We start from the raw sequence: 25,474 nt of genomic DNA, 5'->3' as shown, positions 1-25,474 counted from the left end.
GTTGCCTATTGGGTTCCTTATTAAACGGCTCTAGCTAGTGTAGAGGAGGATATGAATGTCCATCATATATCAAGCTTTATTGAAAGAAGGAAAATTAACAAGAAAAGAAAAATCATTATTATTGGTTGGTATATTTGCAGCGAGACGTGAAGAAAGGGAGATGTTGTATTTCGTTGAGCATGCCGTTAAGGAGGGTAATAGCGTAGCTGAAATTGCTGAATTGATTACATCAGCTATTATTTCTAGAGGTATTCCAACCTGGTTATCGGGGAATGAAGCTATATCCTATGCTATTAATCTTTCAAATGAAGAAATAATTCCTAAAATGCCGGAAGAAAAAGTAATGATATTTTCCTCGCAACAGGAATGTATAAACTATTATCAATCTGAGTTTGATACTCTACCGACCTGGATTCAGAATTTAATTGATTATGCACCGGATACATTATTAAAGTATAGCAATCTTCGCACAACTTCTTTACGCAATGGAGCGGTTTCACGATTGCTAAAAGAATTGCTATTATATGCGATTAATGTGTGTGATTCCTATGAAAAAGGCATTGCAATCCATAAATCAAATGCCTTATCGCTAGGGGCAAATACTGTAATTTTAGAAGAAGTTAAAGCTCTGTGTATTTATGTGGTAGGTATAAAAGTAATTTGGAGTGATACAGAAGGCAAAGCTTAAGGTGGGGGTTTTATTATGCAAAAGATACTTATCGTTGGCGGGGGATTTATGGGCTCTGCGATAGCTAAATATTTAATGCAATATAATGTAAGCGTATTCTTATATGAGCCTAATGTGGATAGGGTACAACAGCTAAAGGAACAATCAGAATTGAAAAGTGTTACTTTTTTACAACAGCTTACAAAAATTGAGGACTTAACATATGTCATTGAAGCGATAATTGAAAATTTACAAGCCAAACAAAATTTATTTGAACAATTAGATTTAGTTTTTGCTGAAGATGTAATGTTTTGTACCAATACTTCAGGCTATCTTGTTAGTGATGTTGCTGAAAAAATGGTACATAAGGAACGTTTAATTGGGACGCATTTCTTTTCACCAGCAAATATAACACCTTTAGTAGAAGTTGTTCCTAGTCCATTTACGTCGAAAGAAAAAGCAAAAGCTGTTATGCAATTTTTACAAAGTATTAAAAAGAAACCTGTGTTACTAAAGCGAGAGATTAAGGGCTTTGTAGCAAACCGTTTACAAAGTGCACTTGCTCGGGAGGCAATGTCCTTAGTGGAGAAGGGCATCGTCACCGCTGAGGAACTGGACTTTATTGCAAAAATGAGCCTAGGGGTTCGGTTAGCAGATACTGGACCGCTTGAGCAGCGAGACATAAATGGATTAGATACACATTTTGCAATTGTTAATTATGTATATCCAACATTGGAGAATAGCACGAAACCACTTTCTATTCATTATGAAAAAATAAGTGCTAAAGAATTAGGCATGAAGTCTAATCGTGGCTTTTATGATTGGTCGTCGATTGATAAACAACAATATTTAGCGCAAAAGGAAAAGACATTAATAGACATTATTAAGTTAATTAAGTAGAAACACCTGTTACTAAGTGTTTAAAAATAGAGCAGGAGATGATTAAAGCTATGGAATATCAAGCATTAGTAAAGTGCTCATCAAAGAAAAAAGATGTCCAATTTAAAACATATACTGTCCCCAAATTGAAAAATTATGAGTGTTTGTTAAAGGTAAATGCAATTGGAATATGCGGTAGTGATCTTCATATGTATGATGGTCATGGTGGCTATGATTGGGTTCATTACCCACTCGTACTAGGTCATGAAGTAACAGGGAAGGTTATTGATATGGGTGCTGAAGTGGATCAAACATTAATAAATAAAAGAGTAGTTATCAACCCATATAAAAGCTGTGGAGTCTGTGATTTTTGTAAGCGTGGCGAAACAAATTGCTGTGATTTCAATGATTATAAGTTTATTAAAACACCTACTGAGGCATTACGCTATGGATTCCGTGAGGCTGGTGGTATGGCAGAGTATATGGTAGTAGATAGCAAAAACATTATTACAATAGATGATGCTGTTTCAGATGAGGTCGCAGCTATTTCAGAGGCTTTAGCAGTAAGCTATACAGCGGTGTTGAAAATTCATGAATATAAGAAAAAATCCATTTTAGTAATTGGTCCGGGGCCGATTGGATTAGGAGTTGCAGCTATATTAGTCGGAGCGGGTAATAAAGAAACTCATATGTTAGGTGTACCGCAGGATGAAAATCGTCTAAGGCTTGCAAAAGATATAGGTGTACAAGCAACGTTCACCTCATCAAAGGACTTAATTCATAAGGAGTTTTCAGGCTATGATGCTATTATTGACTGCTCTGGTCATCCTTCAATCCCAAATGAGGCAATTAGTTTACTAAAGCGAGGTGGTCAGCTTGTTCTTGTAGGTATTAATTCAGCCGAATTTTCCGTGCCAATGGATCAAATTGTACGTGGTGAAATTATGATAAAAGGAAGCTATGGTATTACTCAAGCGAATTATGAGGCAGTATTACAAATGGCAGCAAATACAAACTATCCTTTTCGTCAGTTAGTTGCACAGACGGTACCATTTAGCGAAAGCTTGCAGGGCTTTGAAAGTGCATTAAATAAAGTGAGTGGAAAAGTTGTAATTGATTTAAAGGGGGAAATGTAGATGAAAATTATCGATTTAACATTAGAAATATATGATGGATTAGTTTCCTATACATCACATCCGCCAATTGCTATTCAAGAGGAATCAACTTTTGAAAATTCAGGTCATCGCTATGTGGCACCGTGTGAAGGATTTGAATCTCGCTTTTTACGTATGTCTGATCATAGTGGAACCCATATTGATGCGCCAATACACTTTATCCGAGGTGGGGAATCTACCGCTGAAATGGATTTAACAAAAACATATGGTGAGGCAGTATTGTTAGATGTCTCCTCTTTTAAAGATCCATATGAACCAGTAACAGCAGAGATGCTAAAAAATGCCGAGCAAAGACAAGGGATAACTGTACAACGGGGCGATATAGTACTCGTAAGAACAAGAACTGCTAATTGGGGTGAAGGAGACTTTTTTGCAGAGTACGCCTTTGCTACTTGTGCGGGTGACTGGTTACTTGAGAAGCAGGTAAAATGCATTGGCCTTGATTTAGCAAATATTGATGTACATGACAGTATGAAACGAGAGGTGCATTTAAAGCTTTTAAGTGTTCCTATTTATATAGTAGAAAACCTGGTAAATCTCGAGCAATTACCTTTAAGTGGACGGTTTACATTTATGGCATTACCTCTAAAATTGAAAAATTCAACAGCTTCCCCAGTAAGAGCTATAGCATTTATAGAATAGGTGAATGTTTTAGTGCTTTGAAGTAACGCTTAGGAAGACGCTTAAATACCACAAAAATAAAAGCTGTTCAGGTCCAAAAATATGCGTTGAACAGCTTTTTAAAGTTTATTTCATTACGTTAGACATAAAACCCTTCATTTCCATACTAAGCATATTAAGCTCATCAATGATTTCACTAAAGTCCTGAACAAGTTGAGCCTGTTCGTTTGTGGCACCATTTATTTGAGTCATGTTTTGCTTTAAATTTTCAAGATTATGATTGATGCTTCGAAGTGAGGATTCAATGTTATCAGTAGCGGTAGTTGTTTCAGTAGAAAGCTTGCGAACTTCTTGTGCAACTATATTAAATCCGGCACCATGCTGACCTGCACGTGCTGCCTCAATCGATGCATTTAGTCCGAGTAAATTGGTTTGACGAGAAATATTTTTTATCAAATCCGTAATACCATTTGTTTTTTCAGCATCCTCTAAAGCAAATTGTGTCTGCTTATTAATTTCTTCACTAGTTGCAGCTAGCTCCTCCGAATGAGAGGCAATTGTATGTACTTTATCCTGTAGGTTTTGAATAATATCATTCATAGTAACAATATATTTATCCATTTGGAGAGCGTGGTCAATAGGTAATCCAAAGGCTAGCGCACCTACGATATGCCCATTTTCACGAACAGGAAAAGAAAATGCGTTAAAGTCCACGCCGTAAACCTCTTTTGGTACAGGTTCATCAGTACTTTTTCCTTTAAGTGGAAGATGTAAAATTGCATCATCTGGATGAATTTTTTGTCCATTTTTATACCCAGCATCTAAGCGTTTACCAGGTAAATAAGTAATAATGCTCTCACTCTCTTTTTCTACTACCGCCATCATGGCCTCGCCCTTCATAGCTAAATGAATGTAAGGCATTGACATTGATAATGCTTCAAGAATATTCATAGTAACCTCCTCGGTATATATAAGTCCTATTAAATCGGGGCATAATCCCTTTTTTAAAAACGTAATTTTTTGGAAAAGTGATACTTCTTTAATTGTATGAAAAAAGGAAGGAAATAAAAAGACTATCTTAATACCATTATCCTTTTAAATTGTAAGAGGTCTTATATTTAGGCTGTTTTCGTATAGATTGTTGCTTATACGAATTTGATAAATGTCGAATATAATGCAGGTTCAAGGAAGCGTTTGATATTGTAGAGATATGTTTATGAAGTGGTTATGGAAATAAAGAATGCAGACCAAAAAACCTTATTTAAGACACTAGAACAAGGTCTCTATCTAAAAGAAGTAATTAAAAAGTCGAAGTGCAGATATAAAAAAAGTAACGGCTGAAATATCATACCAATACCGATCATCATCAACGTCTTATTGTTCTCTCTTAAATCACCCGATTCTTTTTTCATCGCTTTGTAATATTTTGTCGTCATAAACACGCCGCACATCAATAAAAAGGCGCCAACAATAAACGAAACGTTGTACGCTCCTAAGTCTTTACTCGTTTGGAAAGCCGCTACTGCATTAAAATATATAAAGGCTGCAAGCAAATAAGGGGCTCTTTCTTTCCTATCTAATTTTCTACTTTTCTTATTCGCCACTTTATACCGATGCATCAGATCTTCTTGCGACACATACTGCGTAACAAAGGCTTCCACTTGTTTTGCATATTTTTTTTGAACTTTGACCGTATAAAAAAGCTCGTATACTTCAGACGACGGCTTTAAAACGGCTTTGATACCTGCTTCAAATGGGACATTGCTTTTCTCTAAGTATTCGATAATTGTCTGGACAGTATCTTCAAACGGAATGTTACTTGTCTCTAAGTGTTCGATCATTGCCTGGGCGGTATCTTCTGACGGAACGTTCCCTTTTTCTCTGTGTTCAATAATTGCCTGGGCAGTATCTTCTGAATGTCCTATCAATATTTTCTTTTTAAACATACTAAGCACCTCTTACGAAATAAGTTAAATAACGCTTAATTATACTATTTCATTCGACCTTTCTTGCAATCCAAAATATAACATACTCTTTTAAATATGGGCCCCTCGTTCGATTAACAACATTCTTTGAGAAAACAGCCTATATTTAAGTTTTAAACAGGGATTGGATTTGTAAGTTATAAATTTTGCATGCGCGGTAATCATGGAGTATATGCAATAGAACTTTGCAGAAAATAATACGGTATTAGATAATATGAATTTTTTCCTTTAGCTGTATTTAAAAAAGAGAAAGTTTATCACGGAAAGGTTGAAATGTCATTTTGAAATGTAAGTAATGTGAATAAGTTGATTGGAGTGAAGGCTGGGCGACTCCTTGGGGATCAGGAGCGTCCCAGAAGAGACCCTGCAGCGAAGCGTCAGCAACAAATGTTTTATCTTGTGCGAAAGCGAAGCGTCAGCAACAAATGTTTTATCTGTGCGAAAGCGAAGCGTCAGCAACAAATGTTTTATCTGTGCGAAAGCGAAGCGTCAGCAACAAAGCGCCTAGCCGGAACGGAAATCAACTACTCGCCTAGCCGGAGCATTGTTTACTTTCTAGTGATTCTTTCGCAAAACCTTGACATAGCTTTTTCTTTTTTGGACAACCTAAACTTTAGAAATAATGGTATGAGGTGATGATCATGAAAATTGAAAGGTCGTCCGAATGGGAAGAAGGCTTTATCAATAAACTAAATGAACTTGAAAAATGGGATAGTTGGACATTGTACAAGATGAATTATGACATTGTGAAAATGAAGCTAATTCCTGATTTCACAGGTTTACAGGCGACAAAGTATTTACCAAATTTAAAGCCGCTTAAGCACCAGTTGGAAGCAGCAGAGACAGTCATTGAACGTATGAATGGTAAAGCGATTTTAGCTGATGAAGTAGGTCTTGGTAAAACAATTGAAGCAGGTTTAGTTTTAAAGGAATATTTGATTCGAGGCCTCGTTAAAAAAGCATTAGTATTAGCTCCAGCATCTCTTATTAATCAATGGGTTGAAGAGTTAAATATAAAGTTCCACATTCCGGCAGTAGCTTATAAGAAAAATGTTCAGATTGAGCGCCATGATGTCCTTATTATGAGTATGGATACGGCAAAGAAGACTCCTCACAAAGAGCGCATTTATGAGCAGGATTACGATATGATAATTATCGACGAGGCTCATAAACTAAAAAATCATAAAACACAAATTTATGAATTCGTACAAAGCTTAAAGAAAAAGTTTTGCTTATTATTAACGGCTACACCGATTCAAAACGATGTCTTTGAATTATTTTATCTTATTTCCTTACTTAAGCCTGGTCATCTTGGCAATTATGATACATTTCAAACTGCATTCTCAGCAAGTAAGCATGATTTAGAGCATGATGATTATTTAAAGGAATTAGTGAATCAGGTGATGGTGAGGAATAGGAGAGAGGACACGGGTATTGAATGGACAAATCGCCGTGTTCAAATTATTCCGATCCAATTTACGAAGGAAGAAGAGGAAGTTTATAATCTGCTCGGAAAGCTTCAAAATACAGCCTCATTTTCAATGATTACATTGCAGAAGGAAATGTGTAGTAGCAAGGAAGCAACAGGTTTAACATTATCTAAAATGCTTGAAGACAATGAGCAACCACAAGAAATTGAAGAAATACTAGAAAAATTAATGGCCTTAGAAGTGAATTCAAAGGCGAAAAAGACACTTGAAATAGTCGAACAGGCCAAGGATAAAGTGATTATTTTTACAGAGTATAGAGCTACTCAAATTTACTTGCAATGGTATTTACATTCTCATGGTATAACGAGTGTCCTATTCAACGGTAAATATAATAAAAGTAAACGTGATTATATGAAGCATCTTTTTAAGGAAAGGGCACAGGTTCTAATCGCGACAGAGGCAGGTGGCGAAGGGATTAACCTTCAATTTTGCCATCATGTCATTAACTATGATTTGCCCTGGAACCCTATGAAGCTAGAGCAACGAATAGGGCGTGTACATCGATTAGGGCAAGAGCATGATGTTCATATTTATAATCTGGCTATTGCCAATACGATTGAAGAGAACATATTAGCATTACTTCATACGAAAATTGATGTGTTCGAAAAGGTAGTAGGCGATTTAGATGCGATTCTATCTAACTTTAAAGAATCTGTATAGTGTAAGGGAGAAGGACCATGTATCCACAGCAAGTTCATAGTTATTTACGCCAATTTTTTAATGAAAATGATTGCCCTATATTAGGAGAAGATCAGCATTATCTTACTGTACAATTAACCGTTGATATTGATAAAAGAATAATGAATCGCCCTTTTTATTGGCAATACGTAGAAGCTACAAACAGTGAGGCAAATCCAGCTCAAGTAACTTTCATTACAAATCAAACAGCATCAACTGGGAGCCTTTATGGCGAAGCTATTCATTTTGGTTCTCCGAGAATGAACCAGCTTTTTCAAGCAACAAGGGAGCTAGGAGCTTATGTTCAGCTTTTTGAAAAGGTGGATAATGAAATAGGGCAAGTTATTTTAACTCCTTGGCTTGGTGTTAATTTTAAAGTGTCGTATTGCTGCGATCGAACGAAAGAAACGCTTTATTCATTTGGCATAAACTTGCTAACTGGGATCATAAAAGAGGATTTTCAAGAGACGATATGTACATCTGAATTTGACGCTGTTCCAGCAGACAATGCTTTTCATGTACAATATATCATTAAGCCTCTTAGAGCACTCGAAAGATTACATGCTACTATTGAAAAGATGATTGAACGTGATGACCATTCATGGGCTACTGAAGCAAAAAAACGATGGCAGCATGATCAGCGAGTACTTGATTATTTTTATGAGGAAGAAGAAGATAAGCCGGAATGCTATGACATTGAAAAGAAGGCATTAGAGGAACAATACGATACAAAAATCAAAATAGAAATTATTAATGGTGGGTTATTTTATCTTTATTAAACGAGGAGCTGTCCTAATAGTAGGGACAGCTCCTTTACATTTAATTTTCTTCAAAAATACTTTGTAATTGTGCCAATTTATTGTCCCAAAATAAATCAAAGTACTGTAACCAGTCTTCAATTTCTTTTAGTTTGTCAGCATGTAATGTGTATATTTTTTCTCTTCCTTTTTTCTGAGCAGACACTAGCTCAGCCTGTTCTAAAATTTTCAAATGCTTCACAACAGCAGTTCGGCTTATAGAAAAATTCTCAGAAATAAGTGAGATCGGTTTATCACTTGAGGCAAGTAGCTGTAGGACATGACGTCTTGTCGGATCAGCGATTGCTTGAAAAACATCATACTTTACAGCCAGCTGTGTCATTGTGATTCCACAACTTCTTTTAATTTTTTGCCGACAAGCATTGTCCAGCCGCCCTCCATTGTTGTACGAATGGCCTCAGCAGGCATGTTGGCTTTAGGAATGATATGTGAAGCTTCTTTCCAGCCACCATGTGTTAACGTGAATTCAGTTTGCTCACCAATTTCTTTCAGTTCAAAAGTGACAAACCAGCCATCTGTATCCCATGCAAAACGAACAAAATGTGGAGCATCTACTTGTTCTACTCGACATGGTGAAGGACCAAATGGTGATTGTATTGTAAATTCATGACCTTCAACTGGCTTAAAATCATTTGGCATAAGCCAAGAAGCAATCTTTTCAGCGTCCGTTACTGTTTCCCATACTTTTTCAATTGGTGCATTGAGTGTAACGCTTTTAACAATATTCTCTAGTTTTTCAGTCATTTAAAATGAACTCCTTTGCAAAAATGTAACCTTAAGGTGTTATGAATATATAACACCTTAAGGTTATATGTCAATTATAAATACATTGGATAAATTTTCACCATGTCTTTTTGTGTAGCCTCACTTATGTTAAGATTATTTTTATAATTTTCTGACTAAAAGGAGGTCGTTAAAGTGGTGAACATATCTGTTTTTTTATTAATGTGCATTTTATTAATTATTTTGCCTGGCCCGGATACGGCAATCGCAACAAAAAATACACTTACCGTAAGCAGAAAGGGAGGCTTACAGACTTTACTCGGCTCGTGCTGTGGATTATTGATTCATACTTTTGCAGCGGTTATTGGACTTTCCGCGATTATTGTAAAGTCAGCATATGTATTTACCATTTTAAAATACGTCGGCGCAGTCTATTTATGCTATTTAGGTGTCAAAACCTTATGGGCGTTACGAGCAATACGTACACAGCCTCCTGTTGTGCAAGATGAAACCCAAATTGATCATAAATATTCGGAGCAATCATGCTTTAAACAAGGCTTCTTAACGAACGTAACAAACCCAAAGGTAGCTGTATTTTTTCTAACATTTTTACCTCAGTTTGTAGATGGCAAAAGCGGTACATTTATGCCGTTTCTTATAATGGGGCTTATTTATACGGCATTAACAGGATTTTGGTTTGTGTTCTATGTTTACTTGTTAGATAAAATTAGTGCATTTATGAAAAAGCCAACGACGAAAACTGTTATCGAAGGATTGACGGGTACAGTGTTAATTGGCTTTGGTATTAAGCTAGCATTAGAGAGAGCCCACTAAGATTAAAATGCTTTTTGCTTTAGAATAAAGTACAAGAGAGCATGTTTTGAAAAAAGATTGATTAAAACATGCTTTTATTTAATTAACCGATGTACTTTTTTATAAATTCATTTTTGTAATTAAAAGGACTGAAGAATATTAAGAGTCGATTTTCTTCAGTCCATGCAGTTAAAAATATTTATGCATTATTCATTTTTTCTTTTTATTTCTTTCATAAAGAATTCGCCTTCTATATCTAAATTTGGTAGTAATTTATCTAACCACTTTGGCAAGTACCAAGAAGCTTTTCCCATTAAGATCATTACTGCTGGTACAATAGCCATTCTTACTACAAAAGCATCAAATATAACGCCAAATGTGAGTGAAAAGCCCATCGCTTTAATGATTGGATCTGGAGCTAACATGAATCCAGTAAATACTGAAATCATAATCAACCCTGCAGCTGTTACTACTCCACCACTATCTTTCATTCCGACTAAAACAGCTTTGCGTGCATCCCCGGTATGTGTAAATACTTCACGCATTCTACTAACTAGAAAAACCTCATAGTCCATTGCTAATCCAAATAAAATTCCAATCACAATGACTGGTAAGAAGCTTAATACAGGATTGGCAATAGGAAACCCAAATATATCAATTAAATTTCCATCTTGAATAACAAATACAGTGAATCCTAATGTTGCACCTAAAGATAGTAAAAATCCTAGTACTGCCTTTAATGGAACTAGAATAGACCTGAATACTAGTACTAATAAGATGAATGAAAATCCAATAATTAATAAAGCGAATATAGGCAATGCTTCACTCAATTTTTGTGATATATCAATGTTTACCGCAGTAGTACCTGTAACCATTAATTTTATATGATTGGATTTTTCCAAGGTCTTTGCCTTTTCTCTAATATCGTTTACAAGATCTTTTGTTTCTGAATCGGCAGCTCCTGTCTCTGGAGTTATAGAAATAAGATACAATTCTCCTGAAGGTCCAGGAATTGCTGGACTAACATTTTTTACATTTGATAACCCACTTAACTCTTCTATAGTATCACTTAATGCTACTTGTGGATTGGTTGTTTCGCTTGAGGTTTTAGCCGCTACAATTAATGTTGAAAGATGACCAGGGCCATAGGCTTTGGTAAGTAAGTCATAAGCTCTTCTTTCTGTTGTCTCTTCACTTTTCGAACCGTTATCTGGTAATGCGAGTTCCATATGGAAAATAGGGATAGCAATTATAGATAGAAGTGCAATTCCAATAATTGCTACCTTCCACGGGCGTTTTGCTACGAAATTTCCCCATCTTTCGGAAGTAGTTTGTTTTTTATCACGTTTAATAATTTTGCTTAAAAAACTATTCTTTCTATCTGGTCCCACTTTATGTCCCATCAGACCTAAAAAAGCTGGAACCACAATTATTGCAATAAATATTGCGAATAATACGCAAAGGGCAGCAGATAGACCCATCATTGTTAAAAATGGTATTTTTGCAACAGATAAACCTAAGAGCGCAATGATGACTGTTATACCAGCAAACACTACAGCACTACCGGCTGTTCCATTTGAAATTGCTACAGACTCTTGGACAGAATATCCTTCTTTCCTTTGTTGTCTAAAACGAGTCATAATAAAGAGAGCATAATCAATGCCTACTGCCAGTCCCAACATTGCTGCTAACGTTATTGAAACTGAGGTAATATCCAAATAATTTGTTCCAATCATAATTAAAAAAATTCCTGTAGCTAGTCCAATAACCGCCGTAATAATTGGCAACCCAGCCGCTAATAAGGAAATAAAAGTAATTGCCAATATAACGAAAGCAACAACTACCCCAATTACTTCTGTTATTCCTCCAATTTCCATTTCAGAAAATGAAACATCACCAGAAAGTTCTGTTTGAATACCAGCATCACGTATGTTTTCGATGTTTTCTATAATATTTTCCTTTGATTTTTCCGATACCTTGTCTGCTGCTACATTATAAGTAACAATTGCATAACCAATATTCTTATCTTTATTTATATTCCCTAACTCTAATGGGCTTGCTACAGAAACAATATAACTATCTTTTTCTTTTATCACTTTCAATGTATCTGTAATTACATTATTAATCTCTTCAGAATCTAGGGTTTTATTTTCAGGTGCATTAAATACTAACTGTACTTGACCTGTATTAGAGGGGAATTCCTTTTGAATGAGGTGAAGGGCTTTTTCTGATTCTGATCCAGGTATAGACATATCCTCAGAAAAATTTGATCCCATGTTCATTGCAATAATTGCAAGCACAAAGAGAACAGTTACTGAGCCCCCAATTATTTTTTTACTATTGTTTGCCGCCAATTTTCCTAATTTATAAAGATACTTTGCCATTAACAGCTTCCTTTCATCCTAATATTACAGACAGCACATTAAAACAACTAGTTATTAATCGTACACTCTGTTGATTTAATGGCGTAGACAAAGTATATTAAAGCTAATTGAAGGTAACAATAAGCAAAATGAAGACATGTGTTATTAAATAATCATTTATTAATATTTTGTCTGTTTAAAAACATATTGAAGTGATTTGCTTAATAACCAGGAGGGAAAAACGTGGTTGGTACACCAGGAAACAGAAGAACACTGTATAGTAAAAAGGTAATAATAGAGGCTTTTTTACTGCTGCTACAAGAAAAAAACTTAAATAAAATTACTGTTACGGATATTTGCAAAATAGCAGATATTAATAGGGGAACTTTTTATTCTTATTATAATGATCCCTTTGATTTAATGAGAAGTATTGAAGAAGAATTGATCGAGAAAATGATGAGTACAATTAATATTTCAGAAGAACAAAATATACTAAATGAACTTTTAAATTTGATACTTATAAATAAGGATCTCTGTAAAATTATTTTTAATGAAAAAAATGGTTCTCATGTACTTAATACAGTTTTGAATTCTGCTCATGATATAACAATTGCAGAAATACAAAAAAAGTTACCAAATGCTAATGAGACTCAGTTAGAATATTTTTTCACCTATTCAACAGGAGGGATCATTGAAGTAATCCGAAAATGGATAAATGATGATATGAAAATTCCGACTGAAGAAGTTGTCCAAATCTTAGAAAGTATGAACGTCACCTAATCTCCACTCCAATAAACTTACATATGGCAAAAACTTTTAAAAGGTACAAAAAAGCTTCACGAAAATGTTTGGTCATATACATCTTCGTGAAGTTCAAACACTCTATATTCGGTTAGAAGAAAAGGAGGCCGATACTAATAATAATGCCCGTAAAGATTAAAACGAATAAACAGAAGCCCATTATATCTTTAGCCTTTAAGCCAGCGATTGCAAGGGCTGGTAGTGCCCAGAATGGTTGAATCATATTCGTCCAAGCATCACCCCACGCGATAGCCATAGCGGTTTTAGCGTAGTCGGCACCTAAAGTGGTTGCAGCATCTAGCATAATAGGAGCTTGCACCGCCCATTGTCCACCGCCTGACGGTATAAAGAAGTTAACGAGTCCCGCTGAGAAAAATGTAAACAAATAGAATGTATGTTCATTGGAAATATTAACGAACCATTTTGAAAATACGGCAGCTAAACCAGAAGCGGTCATCATACCCATAATCCCTGCATAAAACGGGAATTGAAAAACGATGCCTGTAGTTGTTTTAATGGCATCTTGTGCAGCAGCGAGGAAACGCTGTGGTGTCCCGTGGAAAATGATCCCTAACACAATAAAAATCGTATTAATCACATTTAAATCAAGAACAAAGCCTTTCGTCATAAAATGATGAACTAAATAAACAAGTCCGATAATAGCAATTAAAATCGTTAAAATATAACTTCGTTCAGAGCGACTGGCAAAGTTGTTTTCAGGCTTAGGTAACTCTGTTTTTTCTTCTACTAATAAAGTGGGGTCAACCTCAACCGTATCTTCTTCCTTTGGCATCATCCAACGGTTAAACAACGGTAAAGTGAAGACGATAACAATGACTATAAATAAGTTATATGTTGAAAAAAGTGTAACATTTGTTGGGATGATACCCATAATGTCAGCAAACTTATGACCTTCCGTCGCAATGGATAACGGAATGGAGCCAGCTAATCCGCCATGCCAAATTACAAAGCCTGAGTAGGCACTAGCGATTAATAAGCGATAATCTACCTTTTTAACATGACGAGCAATTTCCTTTGCAAAGAGAGCACCAATGACAAGCCCGAATCCCCAGTTAATCCAGCAAGCTATTAGTGATACGAATGTAATAACGATAATTGCCATGCCTGGTGTTTTTATTTTACTTGCAATGGCTGCTAATCCTTTCTTGAACACAGGACTATTCGCTAAAATGTGACCTGCAGCTAAGACAATCACCATTTGCATTGTAAATTCTAATAGTTCCCAAAAACCATCTCCCCAATAGATCACCATATCGAGCAGAGAAGAATCTGTTAATGCAACCCCTAATAATAACGTTAATACAGTGAGGATAGTGACAAATATGTATGGATCAGGTAAATATTTTTCCATAATAGCATTTGAAATTCTTGTTAACGTTTTCATGTTAGAAATCCCCCTTCCTTTTCTGCCATCCCTTATTGCTAATTGTACATAGAAAAACGAATTAAGGAAGATAAAAATGGTATTAAGCACAATAAGCGGGATGTAATGTAGAAATGAAATCATGATCGTTATTGTCCGATTAAATACTATTGAAATCATAGCAAAGCCTTAGTTCTATTGTATTTATCTACTTATTTTTAAGAAGAAGGATTAGTAGAAAATGAGGAGAATTTATTACTAAATAGGGGTTTTAGGAATATTATTTATAACAATTTAGAATAAATAGGGGGAATGTATATGGAGTTGCGAGATTTAAAAGCATTTATGACTGTTGTTGAACATGGGAGCTTTACAAAGGCAGCTAATGAATCCTTTGTATCACAACCTTCATTAAGCAAAAGCATTAGAAAGTTGGAGAATGCTCTTCATGTAGAGTTATTAAACCGCTCTACACGCAATATAGAGTTAACAGACGCTGGTAGTATCGTCTATAAACAAGGACAAAAAATAATACGTTCTGTACATGATTTACATATATTATTGGGTGATTTATCGAACATCGAGACAGGTACGATTAAATTAGGGATACCCCCATTAATTGGCACACTATTTTTCCCTGAAATCGCGCGAAAGTTTCATAAGCAATATCCAAAGGTGCATTTAGAGCTTGTGGAACGTGGAGCTAAAATGATCGGAACATTAGTAGAAAATGGCGATGTTGATATGGGGATTGTTGTCATACCTACAGATGAAAGAAAATTTACGGTCCAATCATTTGTGGAAGACCAATTTTTTGTCTTTATTAATGAGTCCCATCCATTGGCTCAGCAAGAACATATTCTATTACAAGATTTAAAAGATGAATCATTCATTATCTTCACAGAGGAATTCACACTGCATGATTATGTTATTAAATCATGTAAAAGCGCAGGATTTACACCAATAATCGGCTATAAAAGCTCGCAATGGGATTTAATAGTGGAGCTAGTTTCCTCGAATTTAGGGGTGACACTTTTACCATATTCAATAGCCGCAAAGCAGACGAATAAAAATGTCAAAATTATTCCGTTACTTAATTTTGACATGCCATGGCGTTTAGGTGTTATTACGAAGAAGAATACATATCAATCTTTTGCCTTAAAGCAGCTACTTAATACAATACGTTCAGAAAATTGATTTATGCACTTTTAGAATAAATAGTATTCTAATTTATTCCTTTACTTATAAAATAGTGTTGAGGTAGAATTTTTCTTAATAACTGAGCAATTTTAGGGGGTTTCGATATGGAGAAGGGGAAAGTGTGGAATTCGTTTGAGGAAGCCGTCGCCGACATTAAAGATGGAGATACATTAGCTGTAGGGGGCTTCGGGCTATGTGGTATCCCGGAAAAATCAATTGCGGCACTAGTCCAAAGGGGAACAAAGGATTTAACAGTTGTAAGTAATAACTGTGGTGTGGATGATTGGGGTTTAGGGCTTTTATTAGCAAATAAACAAATCAAAAAAATGATCGCATCCTACGTAGGTGAAAATAAAATTTTTGAGCAGCAGTTTTTAAGTGGGGAGCTTGAAGTAGAATTGACACCACAAGGTACGTTGGCAGAACGTATGCGAGCTGGAGGAGCTGGAATTCCGGGCTTTTACACAGCTACTGGGGTTGGAACACCCATTGCTGAGGGAAAAGAAGTAAAGGTTTTTGATGGCAAGGAATATATTTTAGAAAAAGGTGTTGTTGCAGATTTTGCTCTTGTCAAAGCATGGAAGGCAGACAAGCTAGGAAATTTAGTTTTCAGAAAAACATCACGTAACTTTAATCCTCTCGCTGCAATGGCAGGAAAAATTACGATTGCAGAAGTAGAGGAAATTGTTGAAGTAGGAGAGTTAGATCCAGATCATATTCATACTCCGGGAGTGTTCGTGCAACGCGTTTTACTAGGTGGCAATTATGAGAAGCGTATCGAGCGTTTGACAGTGAAAAAGGGGGATGCGTGATGGCTGATACAAGACAAAGAATCGTAAATAGAGCGGTAAAAGAAATACAGAACGGCATGAACGTCAATTTAGGTATTGGTATCCCAACGCTAGTGGCCAATGCAATTCCGTCTGATTATGACGTTCTTTTACAATCAGAAAACGGACTTCTTGGCATTGGACCATACCCAGTAGAAGACGCAGTCGATCCTGATTTAATTAATGCAGGTAAAGAAACGGTTACAGTTGTTCCCGGCGCTTCCTTCTTTGATAGTGCCGAATCATTTGCCATGATTCGTGGCGGTCATATTGATCTTGCTATTTTAGGTGGCATGGAAGTATCTGAAACGGGTGACCTTGCGAACTGGATGATCCCAGGGAAAATGGTGAAAGGTATGGGAGGCGCCATGGATCTTGTAGTCGGGGCAAAAAGAGTAGTCGTCGTGATGGAGCATGTCAATAAAAACGGCGAGTCCAAAATAAAAAAACAATGTGAGCTACCGTTAACTGGAAAGGGAGTTGTGCATAGATTAATTACAGATTTGGCTGTTTTCGATTTTACCGATGAAGGGATGCAGCTTATAGAATTAACAGAGGGTGTAACTTTAGAAGAAGTAAAAGAGAAGACAGCTGCTTCTTTTAGTGTCGCCTTAACAGTATAAAGTGGAACTTTAATCAGTGGGGATTTTCTTCATCCCCACTGATTATTAGTCTTCACCAATCGGGCGTTTACGGGCAGTTAAACCTCCTATAACTTTTTTGCTTCTGATTAATCTCCAGGTTGTACCCGACGCTTCTCTTTCGGTACACGATTACTGGTCGTTAATGCGAGGTAAAGTGATTGAATGTAACCAGTTCTTTGAATAGGGCTGGTTATTTTTCATTCGGAATGTCAATCAAAGGATAAATATGCGATTTTTTGTCACTTCGCGGGTATTTCTGAAGAGCATTAAGGTTGATTGCGATTTTTCAGACTATTGGCTGTTCCTTAGCTCTATTTTGCGATTGTACAATGGTTGAAAAGGAGAAAAATAACAATGAGACAACAATGGTCAGATGAATTACAGGTAGCGCAGGTACGTGTTGCACGGCCGACTGATAAAATAAAGGAAATTGAAAAATTTTACTGTGAAGGCGTAGGGTTAGAAAAAATCGGTTCGTTTTCAGGACATCGGGGCTACATTGGTATCATGATTGGTCTTCCGAATGCTGGTTATCATTTAGAGTTTACAGAGCATATTGAAGGAAGCCCGTGCCCAGCACCAACAAAAGATAATTTGCTCGTATTGTATATCCCGAAGCGTTCAACTATACAGTGTATTGCTGAACGCTTATTGCAAATGGGCTACCCTGAAGTGGAACCAGAAAATCAATATTGGGCCGTAAAAGGTGTCACAATTGAAGATCCTGATGGCTGGCGTCTCGTATTGATGAATACAGAGGGAATTTAAATCGGTAGGAGCCTATAATTTTATACCCTGAGCGGTATATGATTGCGACCTTTAATATCGAAAGATGGAAAAGGTATCTGGCAAAAAAAATTGTCTGAAGCAATTAGTAAAAAGAAAAAAGATACCTCTTCGTTATACACGGAGGGGTATCTTGTTGTTAGAATATTCTATTGTCCTAAAGAAGCACTTTGATGATAATGAGTAGCAATGGATTCAATATCTAGCTGGGTATAGTTTGCCCAATTAGCCTTTCTAAAATCTTCTTCACTAAAATAAATATTCAATAGCTCCGTCATAGATTTATCCCCCTTAGGGTCCGTTAAAGGTGCATACCAACTAATAGCTGGAGTTTTAACACTTTGAAGCTTAGACAGTTCTGCAAATATTTTTGTGGAATCCTTCAGCATTTGGCTTTTCATACCTTTTCTCACATCGGTATCCTGTATAGAGATTGATACGATACCATTCTTTTCTTCAACAGTGAATTTGTTTTTAATGATTGCTCCTACTATATCTTCAACGGAAGTATTTTTATCGACTGCAACTTCCTTTGGAGCGGTATTTTTCCCGCAAGCGGATAATAGTAGTGTGGCTAGTAAAAACAAATAAAATAACTTCTTCAATGTAATAACCTCCCTTGTTACTACCATATATGCGCAAAATGGAGGTGAATTATACAAAAAGAAGGGAGGTAATAAAAAATCAATTATGCCCCAGCATAATTGCCGCTGACGCTATGCTTTCGCGCAGTTAACAATGTAAGAAGTTAAATTATAATGGAGCTGCATAAATCTGTTTTTCAGTTGGATCCCAGAGGACAATCCCGATATCTTGGTTTTGATCTTTAATACGAATAGAAATAGGAATATAATCAAATAAAATAGTATTCAATTTAGTACTAGTTAACTGTAAAAGACCTATCAATTCAGTATCATTTATTAAAGGCGCATTAACCTCTATTTTTAACTCGGTTAAATTCCCGTTTTCATATCGAAGTTTACCAACTATTTTAGGATTTATATGTTTAAAGCCTTCTTGGATATCTTCTTTGAAAATTAATAATTTACTATAAGTTTCTTTGTCTAAGCTATAAAGTGAATCTGAAGGGAATGTATAATTTTTTATATCTATACCAGCCCATTTATCTATTTTATCTTCGCCTTCAGGAATAAATGTTTGAGCTAAAAATATTCCGGGAATTATATCGTTTTTATTGGATTCTTGATATAAAGTTAAATAAATAGGGACATTGGGTATTTTATTATTTTCTCTTATATTTTTTATTATAGTTCCGGCTATTTCCTTACCGTATTTTTCTACGTCATTAACCTCATCTTCGTTCGTATCGACTTTAACTTGATCTGTATAAGTTAAGCCTTTATCATCATGTACTCTAATGTCATAAAATTCATTTAAGGATATGGCTAAAGACATTCCTTCTACTTTTCCGTTTTCTTTGTTAATAAAATTTTGTTCTAAGACATGAGATAATATTTTAGGATTATTTTTTTCATCCTCTAAAACATCTCCAGTACTTTTTTTAATGGGTGGGTTTAAACCAAAACCTTCTTTTGATTTTCTATCTAACCATTTATTTATAATCTCACCATCTAGATATTGACCTTCCTGCATATAAAATTTCTTTGTAGGAAAGTAATCGCCTGATAAATCCATTAATCCTTCTTCAATTTCACTGACGTTTAATGAATTGTTCATATTACTAAGTATCAACCCTCTTGAAACATTAGATTTTGCAGGTTGTTTAATTTCATATATCTCCTTTTGTTGAATTGATGATGCATACATTTTCTCATTATTTTTAATAACTGGATCATCATCACTACAAGAAGCTAATAGAAATAGTGGTGTTATAAAAAACAACATACTCTTCTTTATTTTCATTTAAAATACTCCTTACTGATTCTTATGTAATTAATCGCGTATCAAAAGGTACGCTAATTTCAGTTTGGCTAATCAAACCTGAAATTGTTCCGATAAATCTTCAAAGTATTCCTATAAAAATGAATTCATCACAATAACGTGGAGTTGATTTCGTTCCACTTTGCGTATCCTATGAGCCACTTCGCTCCAGGATGTCTCCTCAAACTTTTGGTAATATAACAGTATATTTACATTTTAAGTTTGATTCTGGTAAAAGTATATAATAAAAAAACTGATATCTATTTCGTACGTCATAAAATCAAAATCCGCCTTACATCATCGCTTTAATTTTGGCTGTTTTCGTAAAGATTGTTGCTCTTCAACTCCCATGAAAGAACGAAATAATCTTTCATTCTCTGTGGTGTATCGCTGGTTTTTGTTCTACATGGATGGCTAACGGGGCAGTTTAGTTGAAGAGTGTTGTTTAATTTGTGTTCAAAAATAGGAGCAATTTAGTAGAATAAGAATCAGTATATTGGGAGGGTTTTTTTATGGAAAATAATTCATTTCGCAAGTTTCTTGATTTGTATCTAGAAGTTTGGAGAAATTCATCATTAACAGACTTGAAAAATATAATTTCCAAGGATTATAAAGCAAGAGAGATTTCAAGTGGCGAATTAGTAGACTTTGGTTATGAAGAGTCGATAATTGGTTGGGAACAAGGCTTTAATTTCGCAAAAGAAAAAGAAAATAAATGGGATTTAAATGAAATTTCAATAGTTCCTTTACGAGAAGATGAAGTTATGGTTATCTTGTCTGCTACATTAGTTATCGGTGGAAAGAAGTTAGAGAATGTTAGCTTATTTTTTCAAACGTTTAAAAAGAAAGAAAACGATGAATGGAATTTGATACGAAGTTACATAGAAACAGGAGTACCTAATGAAAATATTAAAAAAATCCAATTCAACTAACGGGGTGCTTAAGTTAAAGAAGATAGCCAAACGTGAAGCAACAATCTTTGAGAAAACGGCCTTAATTTTTTAATAATTAATTAAAAACTATTGGAGGCATTGATAAAATGAATTTTCCGGAGTTTAAAAACTATCTTTTGACAATAAGCGAAATAATTTATTTTGATAGCAATGAGTATCTCCGCGAAAAAACTTCTAATCCTTTTAGATTAAAAGAAATGATAGACATTGCTGAAAATTTACTAGCGAATATAACGAATGAAAATGAGAAATATTTTCTAAAGGGAACGCTGGGGAATTTATATAGAATTTACGGGGAACCACAAAAAGCTGTTAAAATTTTAACTGAATGCTTTAATTTTGCTAGCAATCAGAATAACAGCAATCGAGAAATCGTATCATTAATACGTCTTGGAGAGGCAATAAAATATAATGGTAATCCAATAAAAGCATTAGGGATCTTCAACGAAGTTTTGGATAAATGTAAGGCAAATAATAATTTGGCATATTTGGACTTTGCCATACAACATAAAGGCAAGTGTTTGTTAGAATTAGGGGAAATTGCTGAGGCGGAAAAATGCTTTAAGGAAGCATTAAAGTTAAGGGAACTTAAAGGTGATGTATCACTTATTGAATCGACCCAACAAGCATTAAATTTTATAAAGAAATTGAAATGCTAATGAATAATCATAAAAAATTTTCGTAGGTGATGGGTGGTTTAAAAGTCACTTAGGTTATTGATTATTGGTATTTTTATGTAAAATAATCCGACAGATTTAAAGACATGATTCTTATCAGTTCATTTAAATCAGTAAAATTTGAATAAAGAATACAAAAACTTGTAGCAAGCAGAGACCATCATATATGATGGTCTTTTTTTTATCAAACGATAATTTTGTAAGCGTATACACTTTTCGCATAGTTTTTTTCTTTTAACTATTGAATTGCTAGTGAAAACAATGTATAGTGAAGTGATTTGTCTGACGTCTGACTAACTACATATTTTCAGTTTTAAGATCTATAGCTGTTATTCAAGTTTCAATAATGGAACATAATGAGTGAAAGGATTTGTAGTTTCGGATATCGAACGCGCAAAAATTATCAATATATTTATGGAGGAACTCATGAGATACTTAATATCCTTTTGTGGATTGTTACTTGTTTTTGGTTTAGCTCTGTTAATGAGTAAAAACAAAAAAGAAATAAAATATAAAAACATAATTATTATGCTAATCATCCAATTTGTATTTGCAGCTATACTGCTAAATACAAAGGTTGGTTATGTTCTAATCAAAGGATTTACGAAAGTATTTGATCATTTATTGTCTTACGCAAGTACGGGCATAACTTTTGTTTTTGGTGGTTTAGCGAATGAAGGGGAGTATTCCTTCTTCCTAAATGTGTTATTACCTATTGTTTTTATATCTGTATTGATAGGGATCCTACAGCATTTTAAAATTCTTCCTCTCATCATGAAAGGGATAGGTTTACTTTTAAGTAAAGTGAGTGGTATGGGGAAATTGGAATCCTATAATGCTGTTGCTTCTGCAATGGTAGGCCAATCTGAAGTATTCATTACTGTTAAAAAACAATTAGATAAGATTAGTCCACAGCGAATGTATACATTATGCGCATCAGCAATGTCGACTGTTTCTATGTCAGTTGTTGGAGCATATATGACGATGATTGAACCAAAATATGTTGTAACGGCGATTGTCTTGAACTTGTTTGGCGGTTTTATTATTGTTTCAATCATTAATCCGTATACAGTAGAAGCAAGCGAAGATATTTTAAAGATAGATGAACAAAAGCAATCGTTCTTCCAAATGCTTGGAGAATATATCATGGATGGGTTTAAAGTAGCCATCATTGTTGGCGCTATGCTGATCGGTTTCGTAGCATTAATGGATTTAATCAATTCACTATTTGATATGATTTTCGGTATATCCTTCCAAGATATTTTAGGTTATATCTTTGCACCAATTGCTTTCTTAATGGGGGTACCTTGGGCAGATGCTATAACTGCTGGAGGAATTATGGCAACAAAATTAGTAACGAATGAATTTGTTGCAATGATAAGCCTTGGAGAAGTAGCTAAGTCTATGAGTGCGCATACACTGGCTATTATTTCAGTCTTTCTTGTATCCTTTGCAAACTTTTCATCTATCGGTATTATTGCCGGAGCAGTAAAAGGTTTGAATGAAAAGCAAGGGAATGTAGTTGCTCGTTTTGGCTTAAAGTTGTTGTATGGAGCTACACTTGTTAGTATCTTAACGGCTACAATTGTTGGTTTAGTTATTTAATTTATAAAAAAGAAGCAGTTGACTGCACTCTATCTATTGGAGTGCAGTTTTTTTATGATTAAAATTCGTACACAGACACTTTTACATTAGTACATATAAAAAAGCCACTTTATTTAAGTGACTTAAAAAACGACAAAGACCACCTTGATTAAGATAGTTTTTTTGTTGAAGTATTGGTTGTACCTTTTCTAACAAAATGAATAAAGATGAGTAGCATTAGTTGAAATAGTACAACAAATAAAAATACAATACCCAAAATAATAAATGAGACCATTCTAACTTCAGGAGTTTGCACTACCCCTGCATAATCAACTTCTCTTACTCCAATAAATATGGCCCCAGCAGCAAAAATGAATAGCCATACAATGTTTAAAGCCCACCATATTTTCATACTCAAAAATAAACACCTTCTTCTATTCGTAATTGTATATGGTTCACCACCATAACTTAGGGTTGATCTCCTTTTGGACGAGATGACCATTGTGCCACTTTGGGGAAACAGGATGTTGGACACGAAGGAGTCACCCTTGGAACGTAGAACAATGAGCATTCTAAAAGCAATACGCTCTTTCATAAATGTAATTCCGACTTCTGGTGATGAATCTTAATGCTCCAATTAATGTTTTTTAATTGTAACACTTTTCCTTTTTACTGGAAACAAACTTTAGGCGGTGCCACTTCTCAGCCTTAAGACTGATTAAATGAACAAAAAAGTACACAACCAATATTTGTTATCTTTTTTAAACTTTTGGGAAGTAATAACGTAATATAGACATTAATGAAAACGTGGAAGTCTTAGTTGCTACAGGAAGAAAGAAAACAGGAGTTAATATAAGGGTAATAGTGGTTCACTGAACAAATTGAATTAAGGAAACGCTATTTAGAACTGGAGTTGCAAGGTGAAATAGATACGTATGTGTAACGGTAGCGTACCCGCAAGCTTCATTCAAAGTGAGGCAAGCAGGGGAGACAGGAAACACATAAGGCGCATATCAATCCTCCCTGACATAAACAACATTTCTCCAATCAAAAAAGCGCCAGTTAACCGTAGTTAACTAACGCCTTTTCATTATTGTTAAGAAGGTTTTATTTCTTTTCCTTCTTTATCTTTGAATTTGCCGACAATAATCATAATTAAATCGATCAATGCCCAGATACCTAGTCCGCCCAAAGTTATAATCATTAAAATACCAGTACCAATTTTACCTACGTAGAAGCGATGTATTCCTAGGCCACCTAAAAAGAAACATAGTAAAATCATTACTATATAGTTTTTTTCAGAAGTTTGTTGTTGCATTTTTATCAATCACCTTTCTTTTATGTAGTAATAATTAACTATATTTCCGTTCAAAAGTCTATCATTCTTTTATGTTTTTCTCTACTTGAAATAAGTGCCAACCATAGTTAACCAAAGGATTATTCGTTACTGTTTATTAAGGTGGATTTTATAACCTTATTAGGGGGTGATTTTGCCGATGAAAATCATAAAAAAATGATTAATACCCAGGTACCCAAGCCTCTTAAAATTGCAATCATTAATATAAAGAACGGAGAATTAAATAAAGGGTGGTAGAGTCAAATGAAAGAGAAAAAGGAGGATGGGATGGGAACTATGAATCAAGAAGAAAAACAAGTCCTTTTACTACTCGTGAACCAATCGGTGAAGTGTTATCGGGGGAAGCGTTAGCTAAAGCAGCAATTAAGTATAAGGCTAATGGAGGTAAAAGAGGCATATAGTATTAGGTGAGCATCTTAATGATGGATTTTAATAAAATGAAAAAAGTAAATATGTTTCATAATAGATTTGCTTTTTCTTTTGTAAATATAGCTATCGTGATTAGATATAAACCATAGAGCAAAACTGTAGAATGTTTATTTCCCCCAACAATTCCCTTGTTTTTTCCCACAACAAAAAATCTCCCATAGTTTTCACTATGAGAGAAATGCTTCAAAGCCTTGTGGCTATATGATTAAATTAAAAAGCCGCGTATGCCGTAGTTATTATAGAAAGTTTTAAACCACCACTCCTCAAAGTGGGTGTTCGCAGAAGCTTTCCTGCTTATCCTCATGCACCTTAGTGTGAGGCCCGTCATTCCAACTCCAATAATAAAACTCCCTTTTACAGCTTAAAGGTTAAAACTTAATATTATACGAACAATGCAGCCTTTAAGGATATAATAAGGCATGTTAAACAAACTTGCAAGTAAGATGGTTTGTACAAAAAAGTCAATGGGCGAGTGTCCCAAATCATGAATATCCAGAATGAAATATCTCCAAAAGCATAAAACAGATTCAAATATTTTTCACAAATACGAACAAAAAATGCGAACATCCTTTACTTAATAGGGCGAAGTATGTAAAGATAAGAGAATATATAGGGTTTACCTTCATTCAGTAGAAGGCTACACATCTCAACAGGTGGTGAGATGAATGCAGTTTTGATTACCTTTCAGTGGGTATCCAAATCCCTACTGAATGAA

At 34.9% G+C, this 25,474-nt stretch carries 26 protein-coding genes and 1 other RNA gene; 16 read left to right on the top strand and 11 right to left on the bottom strand.

Going from position 1 to position 25,474, the window contains the following annotated elements; genetic code table 11:
• Positions 1-55 precede the first annotated feature (55 nt).
• Genes ACQKOG_RS15850 through ACQKOG_RS15835 form a run of 4 tightly spaced genes read left to right on the top strand, consistent with a single transcriptional unit; the run spans position 56 to position 3,363 of the window.
• A complete protein-coding gene (locus ACQKOG_RS15850; protein ID WP_370080842.1) occupies positions 56-688 on the top strand; it encodes a carboxymuconolactone decarboxylase family protein in 633 nt (210 codons plus the stop codon).
• A gap of 15 nt (positions 689-703) precedes the next feature.
• The gene (locus ACQKOG_RS15845) at positions 704-1,567 is read left to right on the top strand and encodes a 3-hydroxyacyl-CoA dehydrogenase NAD-binding domain-containing protein (protein WP_370080844.1); all 864 of its coding nucleotides are present in this window, start codon (positions 704-706) and stop codon (positions 1,565-1,567) included.
• A 50-nt stretch (positions 1,568-1,617) separates the two neighbouring features.
• A complete protein-coding gene (locus ACQKOG_RS15840) occupies positions 1,618-2,682 on the top strand; it encodes a zinc-dependent alcohol dehydrogenase (RefSeq protein ID WP_402871086.1) in 1,065 nt (354 codons plus the stop codon).
• Positions 2,683-3,363: a cyclase family protein gene (locus ACQKOG_RS15835; RefSeq protein ID WP_370080848.1), complete on the top strand. Its 681-nt coding sequence runs from the start codon at positions 2,683-2,685 to the stop codon at positions 3,361-3,363.
• A 105-nt stretch (positions 3,364-3,468) separates the two neighbouring features.
• Here the strand turns inward: ACQKOG_RS15835 and ACQKOG_RS15830 are convergent, their stop codons facing one another.
• Together ACQKOG_RS15830 and ACQKOG_RS15825 are read right to left on the bottom strand one after the other, a co-directional pair.
• A complete protein-coding gene (locus ACQKOG_RS15830) occupies positions 3,469-4,293 on the bottom strand; it encodes a methyl-accepting chemotaxis protein (protein WP_370080850.1) in 825 nt (274 codons plus the stop codon).
• Between the two features lie 332 nt (positions 4,294-4,625).
• Positions 4,626-5,288: a hypothetical protein gene (locus ACQKOG_RS15825; RefSeq protein WP_402871082.1), complete on the bottom strand. Its 663-nt coding sequence runs from the start codon at positions 5,286-5,288 to the stop codon at positions 4,626-4,628.
• A gap of 674 nt (positions 5,289-5,962) precedes the next feature.
• On the opposite strand from ACQKOG_RS15825, the gene ACQKOG_RS15820 reads away from it, so the two are divergent.
• Together ACQKOG_RS15820 and ACQKOG_RS15815 are read left to right on the top strand one after the other, a co-directional pair.
• Positions 5,963-7,477, top strand: coding sequence for a DEAD/DEAH box helicase (locus ACQKOG_RS15820; RefSeq protein WP_370080854.1), 1,515 nt, complete (start codon positions 5,963-5,965; stop codon positions 7,475-7,477).
• Positions 7,478-7,494: 17 nt separating this feature from the next.
• The gene (locus tag ACQKOG_RS15815) at positions 7,495-8,274 is read left to right on the top strand and encodes a YqhG family protein (RefSeq protein WP_370080856.1); all 780 of its coding nucleotides are present in this window, start codon (positions 7,495-7,497) and stop codon (positions 8,272-8,274) included.
• Between the two features lie 40 nt (positions 8,275-8,314).
• Here ACQKOG_RS15815 and ACQKOG_RS15810 read toward each other — a convergent pair whose 3' ends face one another.
• A complete protein-coding gene (locus ACQKOG_RS15810; protein ID WP_370080858.1) occupies positions 8,315-8,635 on the bottom strand; it encodes an ArsR/SmtB family transcription factor in 321 nt (106 codons plus the stop codon).
• Entirely contained in the window at positions 8,632-9,057 is a 426-nt protein-coding gene (locus ACQKOG_RS15805) for an SRPBCC family protein (RefSeq protein WP_370080860.1), read from the bottom strand. The genes ACQKOG_RS15810 and ACQKOG_RS15805 overlap by 4 nt, the downstream gene beginning before the upstream one ends.
• Positions 9,058-9,231: 174 nt before the next feature.
• On the opposite strand from ACQKOG_RS15805, the gene ACQKOG_RS15800 reads away from it, so the two are divergent.
• The gene (locus ACQKOG_RS15800; RefSeq protein WP_370080862.1) at positions 9,232-9,870 is read left to right on the top strand and encodes a LysE family translocator; all 639 of its coding nucleotides are present in this window, start codon (positions 9,232-9,234) and stop codon (positions 9,868-9,870) included.
• 185 nt (positions 9,871-10,055) lie between these two features.
• Here the strand turns inward: ACQKOG_RS15800 and ACQKOG_RS15795 are convergent, their stop codons facing one another.
• Complete coding sequence (locus tag ACQKOG_RS15795) at positions 10,056-12,233, bottom strand: MMPL family transporter (RefSeq protein WP_370080864.1); 2,178 nt, start codon at positions 12,231-12,233, stop codon at positions 10,056-10,058.
• A 222-nt stretch (positions 12,234-12,455) separates the two neighbouring features.
• Between ACQKOG_RS15795 and ACQKOG_RS15790 the strand changes: the two genes are divergently transcribed.
• Positions 12,456-12,992 (top strand): TetR/AcrR family transcriptional regulator, encoded by a 537-nt coding sequence (locus ACQKOG_RS15790; protein ID WP_370080866.1) that lies wholly within the window; start codon positions 12,456-12,458, stop codon positions 12,990-12,992.
• A gap of 112 nt (positions 12,993-13,104) precedes the next feature.
• Here the strand turns inward: ACQKOG_RS15790 and ACQKOG_RS15785 are convergent, their stop codons facing one another.
• Positions 13,105-14,418: a short-chain fatty acid transporter gene (locus ACQKOG_RS15785; RefSeq protein ID WP_427447335.1), complete on the bottom strand. Its 1,314-nt coding sequence runs from the start codon at positions 14,416-14,418 to the stop codon at positions 13,105-13,107.
• A 297-nt stretch (positions 14,419-14,715) separates the two neighbouring features.
• Here ACQKOG_RS15785 and ACQKOG_RS15780 point away from each other — a divergent pair, with 297 nt between their 5' ends.
• From ACQKOG_RS15780 to ACQKOG_RS15765, 4 genes are all read left to right on the top strand, one after another.
• Positions 14,716-15,594 (top strand): LysR family transcriptional regulator, encoded by an 879-nt coding sequence (locus tag ACQKOG_RS15780; protein WP_370080870.1) that lies wholly within the window; start codon positions 14,716-14,718, stop codon positions 15,592-15,594.
• Positions 15,595-15,701: 107 nt separating this feature from the next.
• Positions 15,702-16,409 (top strand): CoA transferase subunit A, encoded by a 708-nt coding sequence (locus ACQKOG_RS15775; protein WP_370080872.1) that lies wholly within the window; start codon positions 15,702-15,704, stop codon positions 16,407-16,409.
• Positions 16,409-17,050 carry a 3-oxoacid CoA-transferase subunit B gene (locus tag ACQKOG_RS15770; protein ID WP_370080874.1) on the top strand — a complete coding sequence of 214 codons (642 nt, stop codon included), beginning with the start codon at positions 16,409-16,411 and terminating at the stop codon, positions 17,048-17,050. The genes ACQKOG_RS15775 and ACQKOG_RS15770 overlap by 1 nt, the downstream gene beginning before the upstream one ends.
• A 375-nt stretch (positions 17,051-17,425) precedes the next feature.
• A complete protein-coding gene (locus tag ACQKOG_RS15765) occupies positions 17,426-17,839 on the top strand; it encodes a VOC family protein (protein WP_370080876.1) in 414 nt (137 codons plus the stop codon).
• 167 nt (positions 17,840-18,006) lie between these two features.
• On the opposite strand, the gene ACQKOG_RS15760 is transcribed toward ACQKOG_RS15765, so the two are convergent.
• Together ACQKOG_RS15760 and ACQKOG_RS15755 are read right to left on the bottom strand one after the other, a co-directional pair.
• Entirely contained in the window at positions 18,007-18,462 is a 456-nt protein-coding gene (locus tag ACQKOG_RS15760; RefSeq protein WP_370080878.1) for a hypothetical protein, read from the bottom strand.
• A 148-nt stretch (positions 18,463-18,610) separates the two neighbouring features.
• On the bottom strand, positions 18,611-19,741 hold the full coding sequence (locus ACQKOG_RS15755) for a CamS family sex pheromone protein (RefSeq protein WP_427447331.1): 1,131 nt from the start codon (positions 19,739-19,741) through the stop codon (positions 18,611-18,613).
• A 530-nt stretch (positions 19,742-20,271) separates the two neighbouring features.
• Between ACQKOG_RS15755 and ACQKOG_RS15750 the strand changes: the two genes are divergently transcribed.
• The 3 genes from ACQKOG_RS15750 (at position 20,272) to ACQKOG_RS15740 (ending at position 22,994) form a co-directional block, all read left to right on the top strand.
• Positions 20,272-20,691 carry a flavoprotein gene (locus tag ACQKOG_RS15750; protein ID WP_427447329.1) on the top strand — a complete coding sequence of 140 codons (420 nt, stop codon included), beginning with the start codon at positions 20,272-20,274 and terminating at the stop codon, positions 20,689-20,691.
• 107 nt (positions 20,692-20,798) lie between these two features.
• Complete coding sequence (locus ACQKOG_RS15745; protein ID WP_402871067.1) at positions 20,799-21,371, top strand: hypothetical protein; 573 nt, start codon at positions 20,799-20,801, stop codon at positions 21,369-21,371.
• A gap of 444 nt (positions 21,372-21,815) precedes the next feature.
• Positions 21,816-22,994, top strand: coding sequence for a NupC/NupG family nucleoside CNT transporter (locus ACQKOG_RS15740; protein WP_370082861.1), 1,179 nt, complete (start codon positions 21,816-21,818; stop codon positions 22,992-22,994).
• 148 nt (positions 22,995-23,142) lie between these two features.
• Here the strand turns inward: ACQKOG_RS15740 and ACQKOG_RS15735 are convergent, their stop codons facing one another.
• On the bottom strand, positions 23,143-23,385 hold the full coding sequence (locus ACQKOG_RS15735) for a DUF3923 family protein (RefSeq protein ID WP_402871168.1): 243 nt from the start codon (positions 23,383-23,385) through the stop codon (positions 23,143-23,145).
• Between the two features lie 684 nt (positions 23,386-24,069).
• Positions 24,070-24,291, bottom strand: a complete 222-nt coding sequence (locus tag ACQKOG_RS15730) for a TM2 domain-containing protein (protein ID WP_370082865.1) — start codon at positions 24,289-24,291, stop codon at positions 24,070-24,072.
• Between the two features lie 269 nt (positions 24,292-24,560).
• On the opposite strand from ACQKOG_RS15730, the gene ACQKOG_RS15725 reads away from it, so the two are divergent.
• Positions 24,561-24,731: a hypothetical protein gene (locus ACQKOG_RS15725; protein WP_402871063.1), complete on the top strand. Its 171-nt coding sequence runs from the start codon at positions 24,561-24,563 to the stop codon at positions 24,729-24,731.
• 239 nt (positions 24,732-24,970) lie between these two features.
• On the opposite strand, the gene ssrS is transcribed toward ACQKOG_RS15725, so the two are convergent.
• Positions 24,971-25,163, bottom strand: a non-coding RNA gene (gene ssrS / locus ACQKOG_RS15720) — 6S RNA.
• Positions 25,164-25,474: the final 311 nt, after the last annotated feature.

This window comes from Lysinibacillus sp. NPDC093216 (assembly GCF_050280325.1).
In the GTDB taxonomy this organism is placed as follows: Bacteria; Bacillota; Bacilli; order Bacillales_A; family Planococcaceae; genus Lysinibacillus.
Note: the sequence above shows the minus strand (reverse complement) of the source record. Positions and strands in the feature narration are given on the sequence as shown.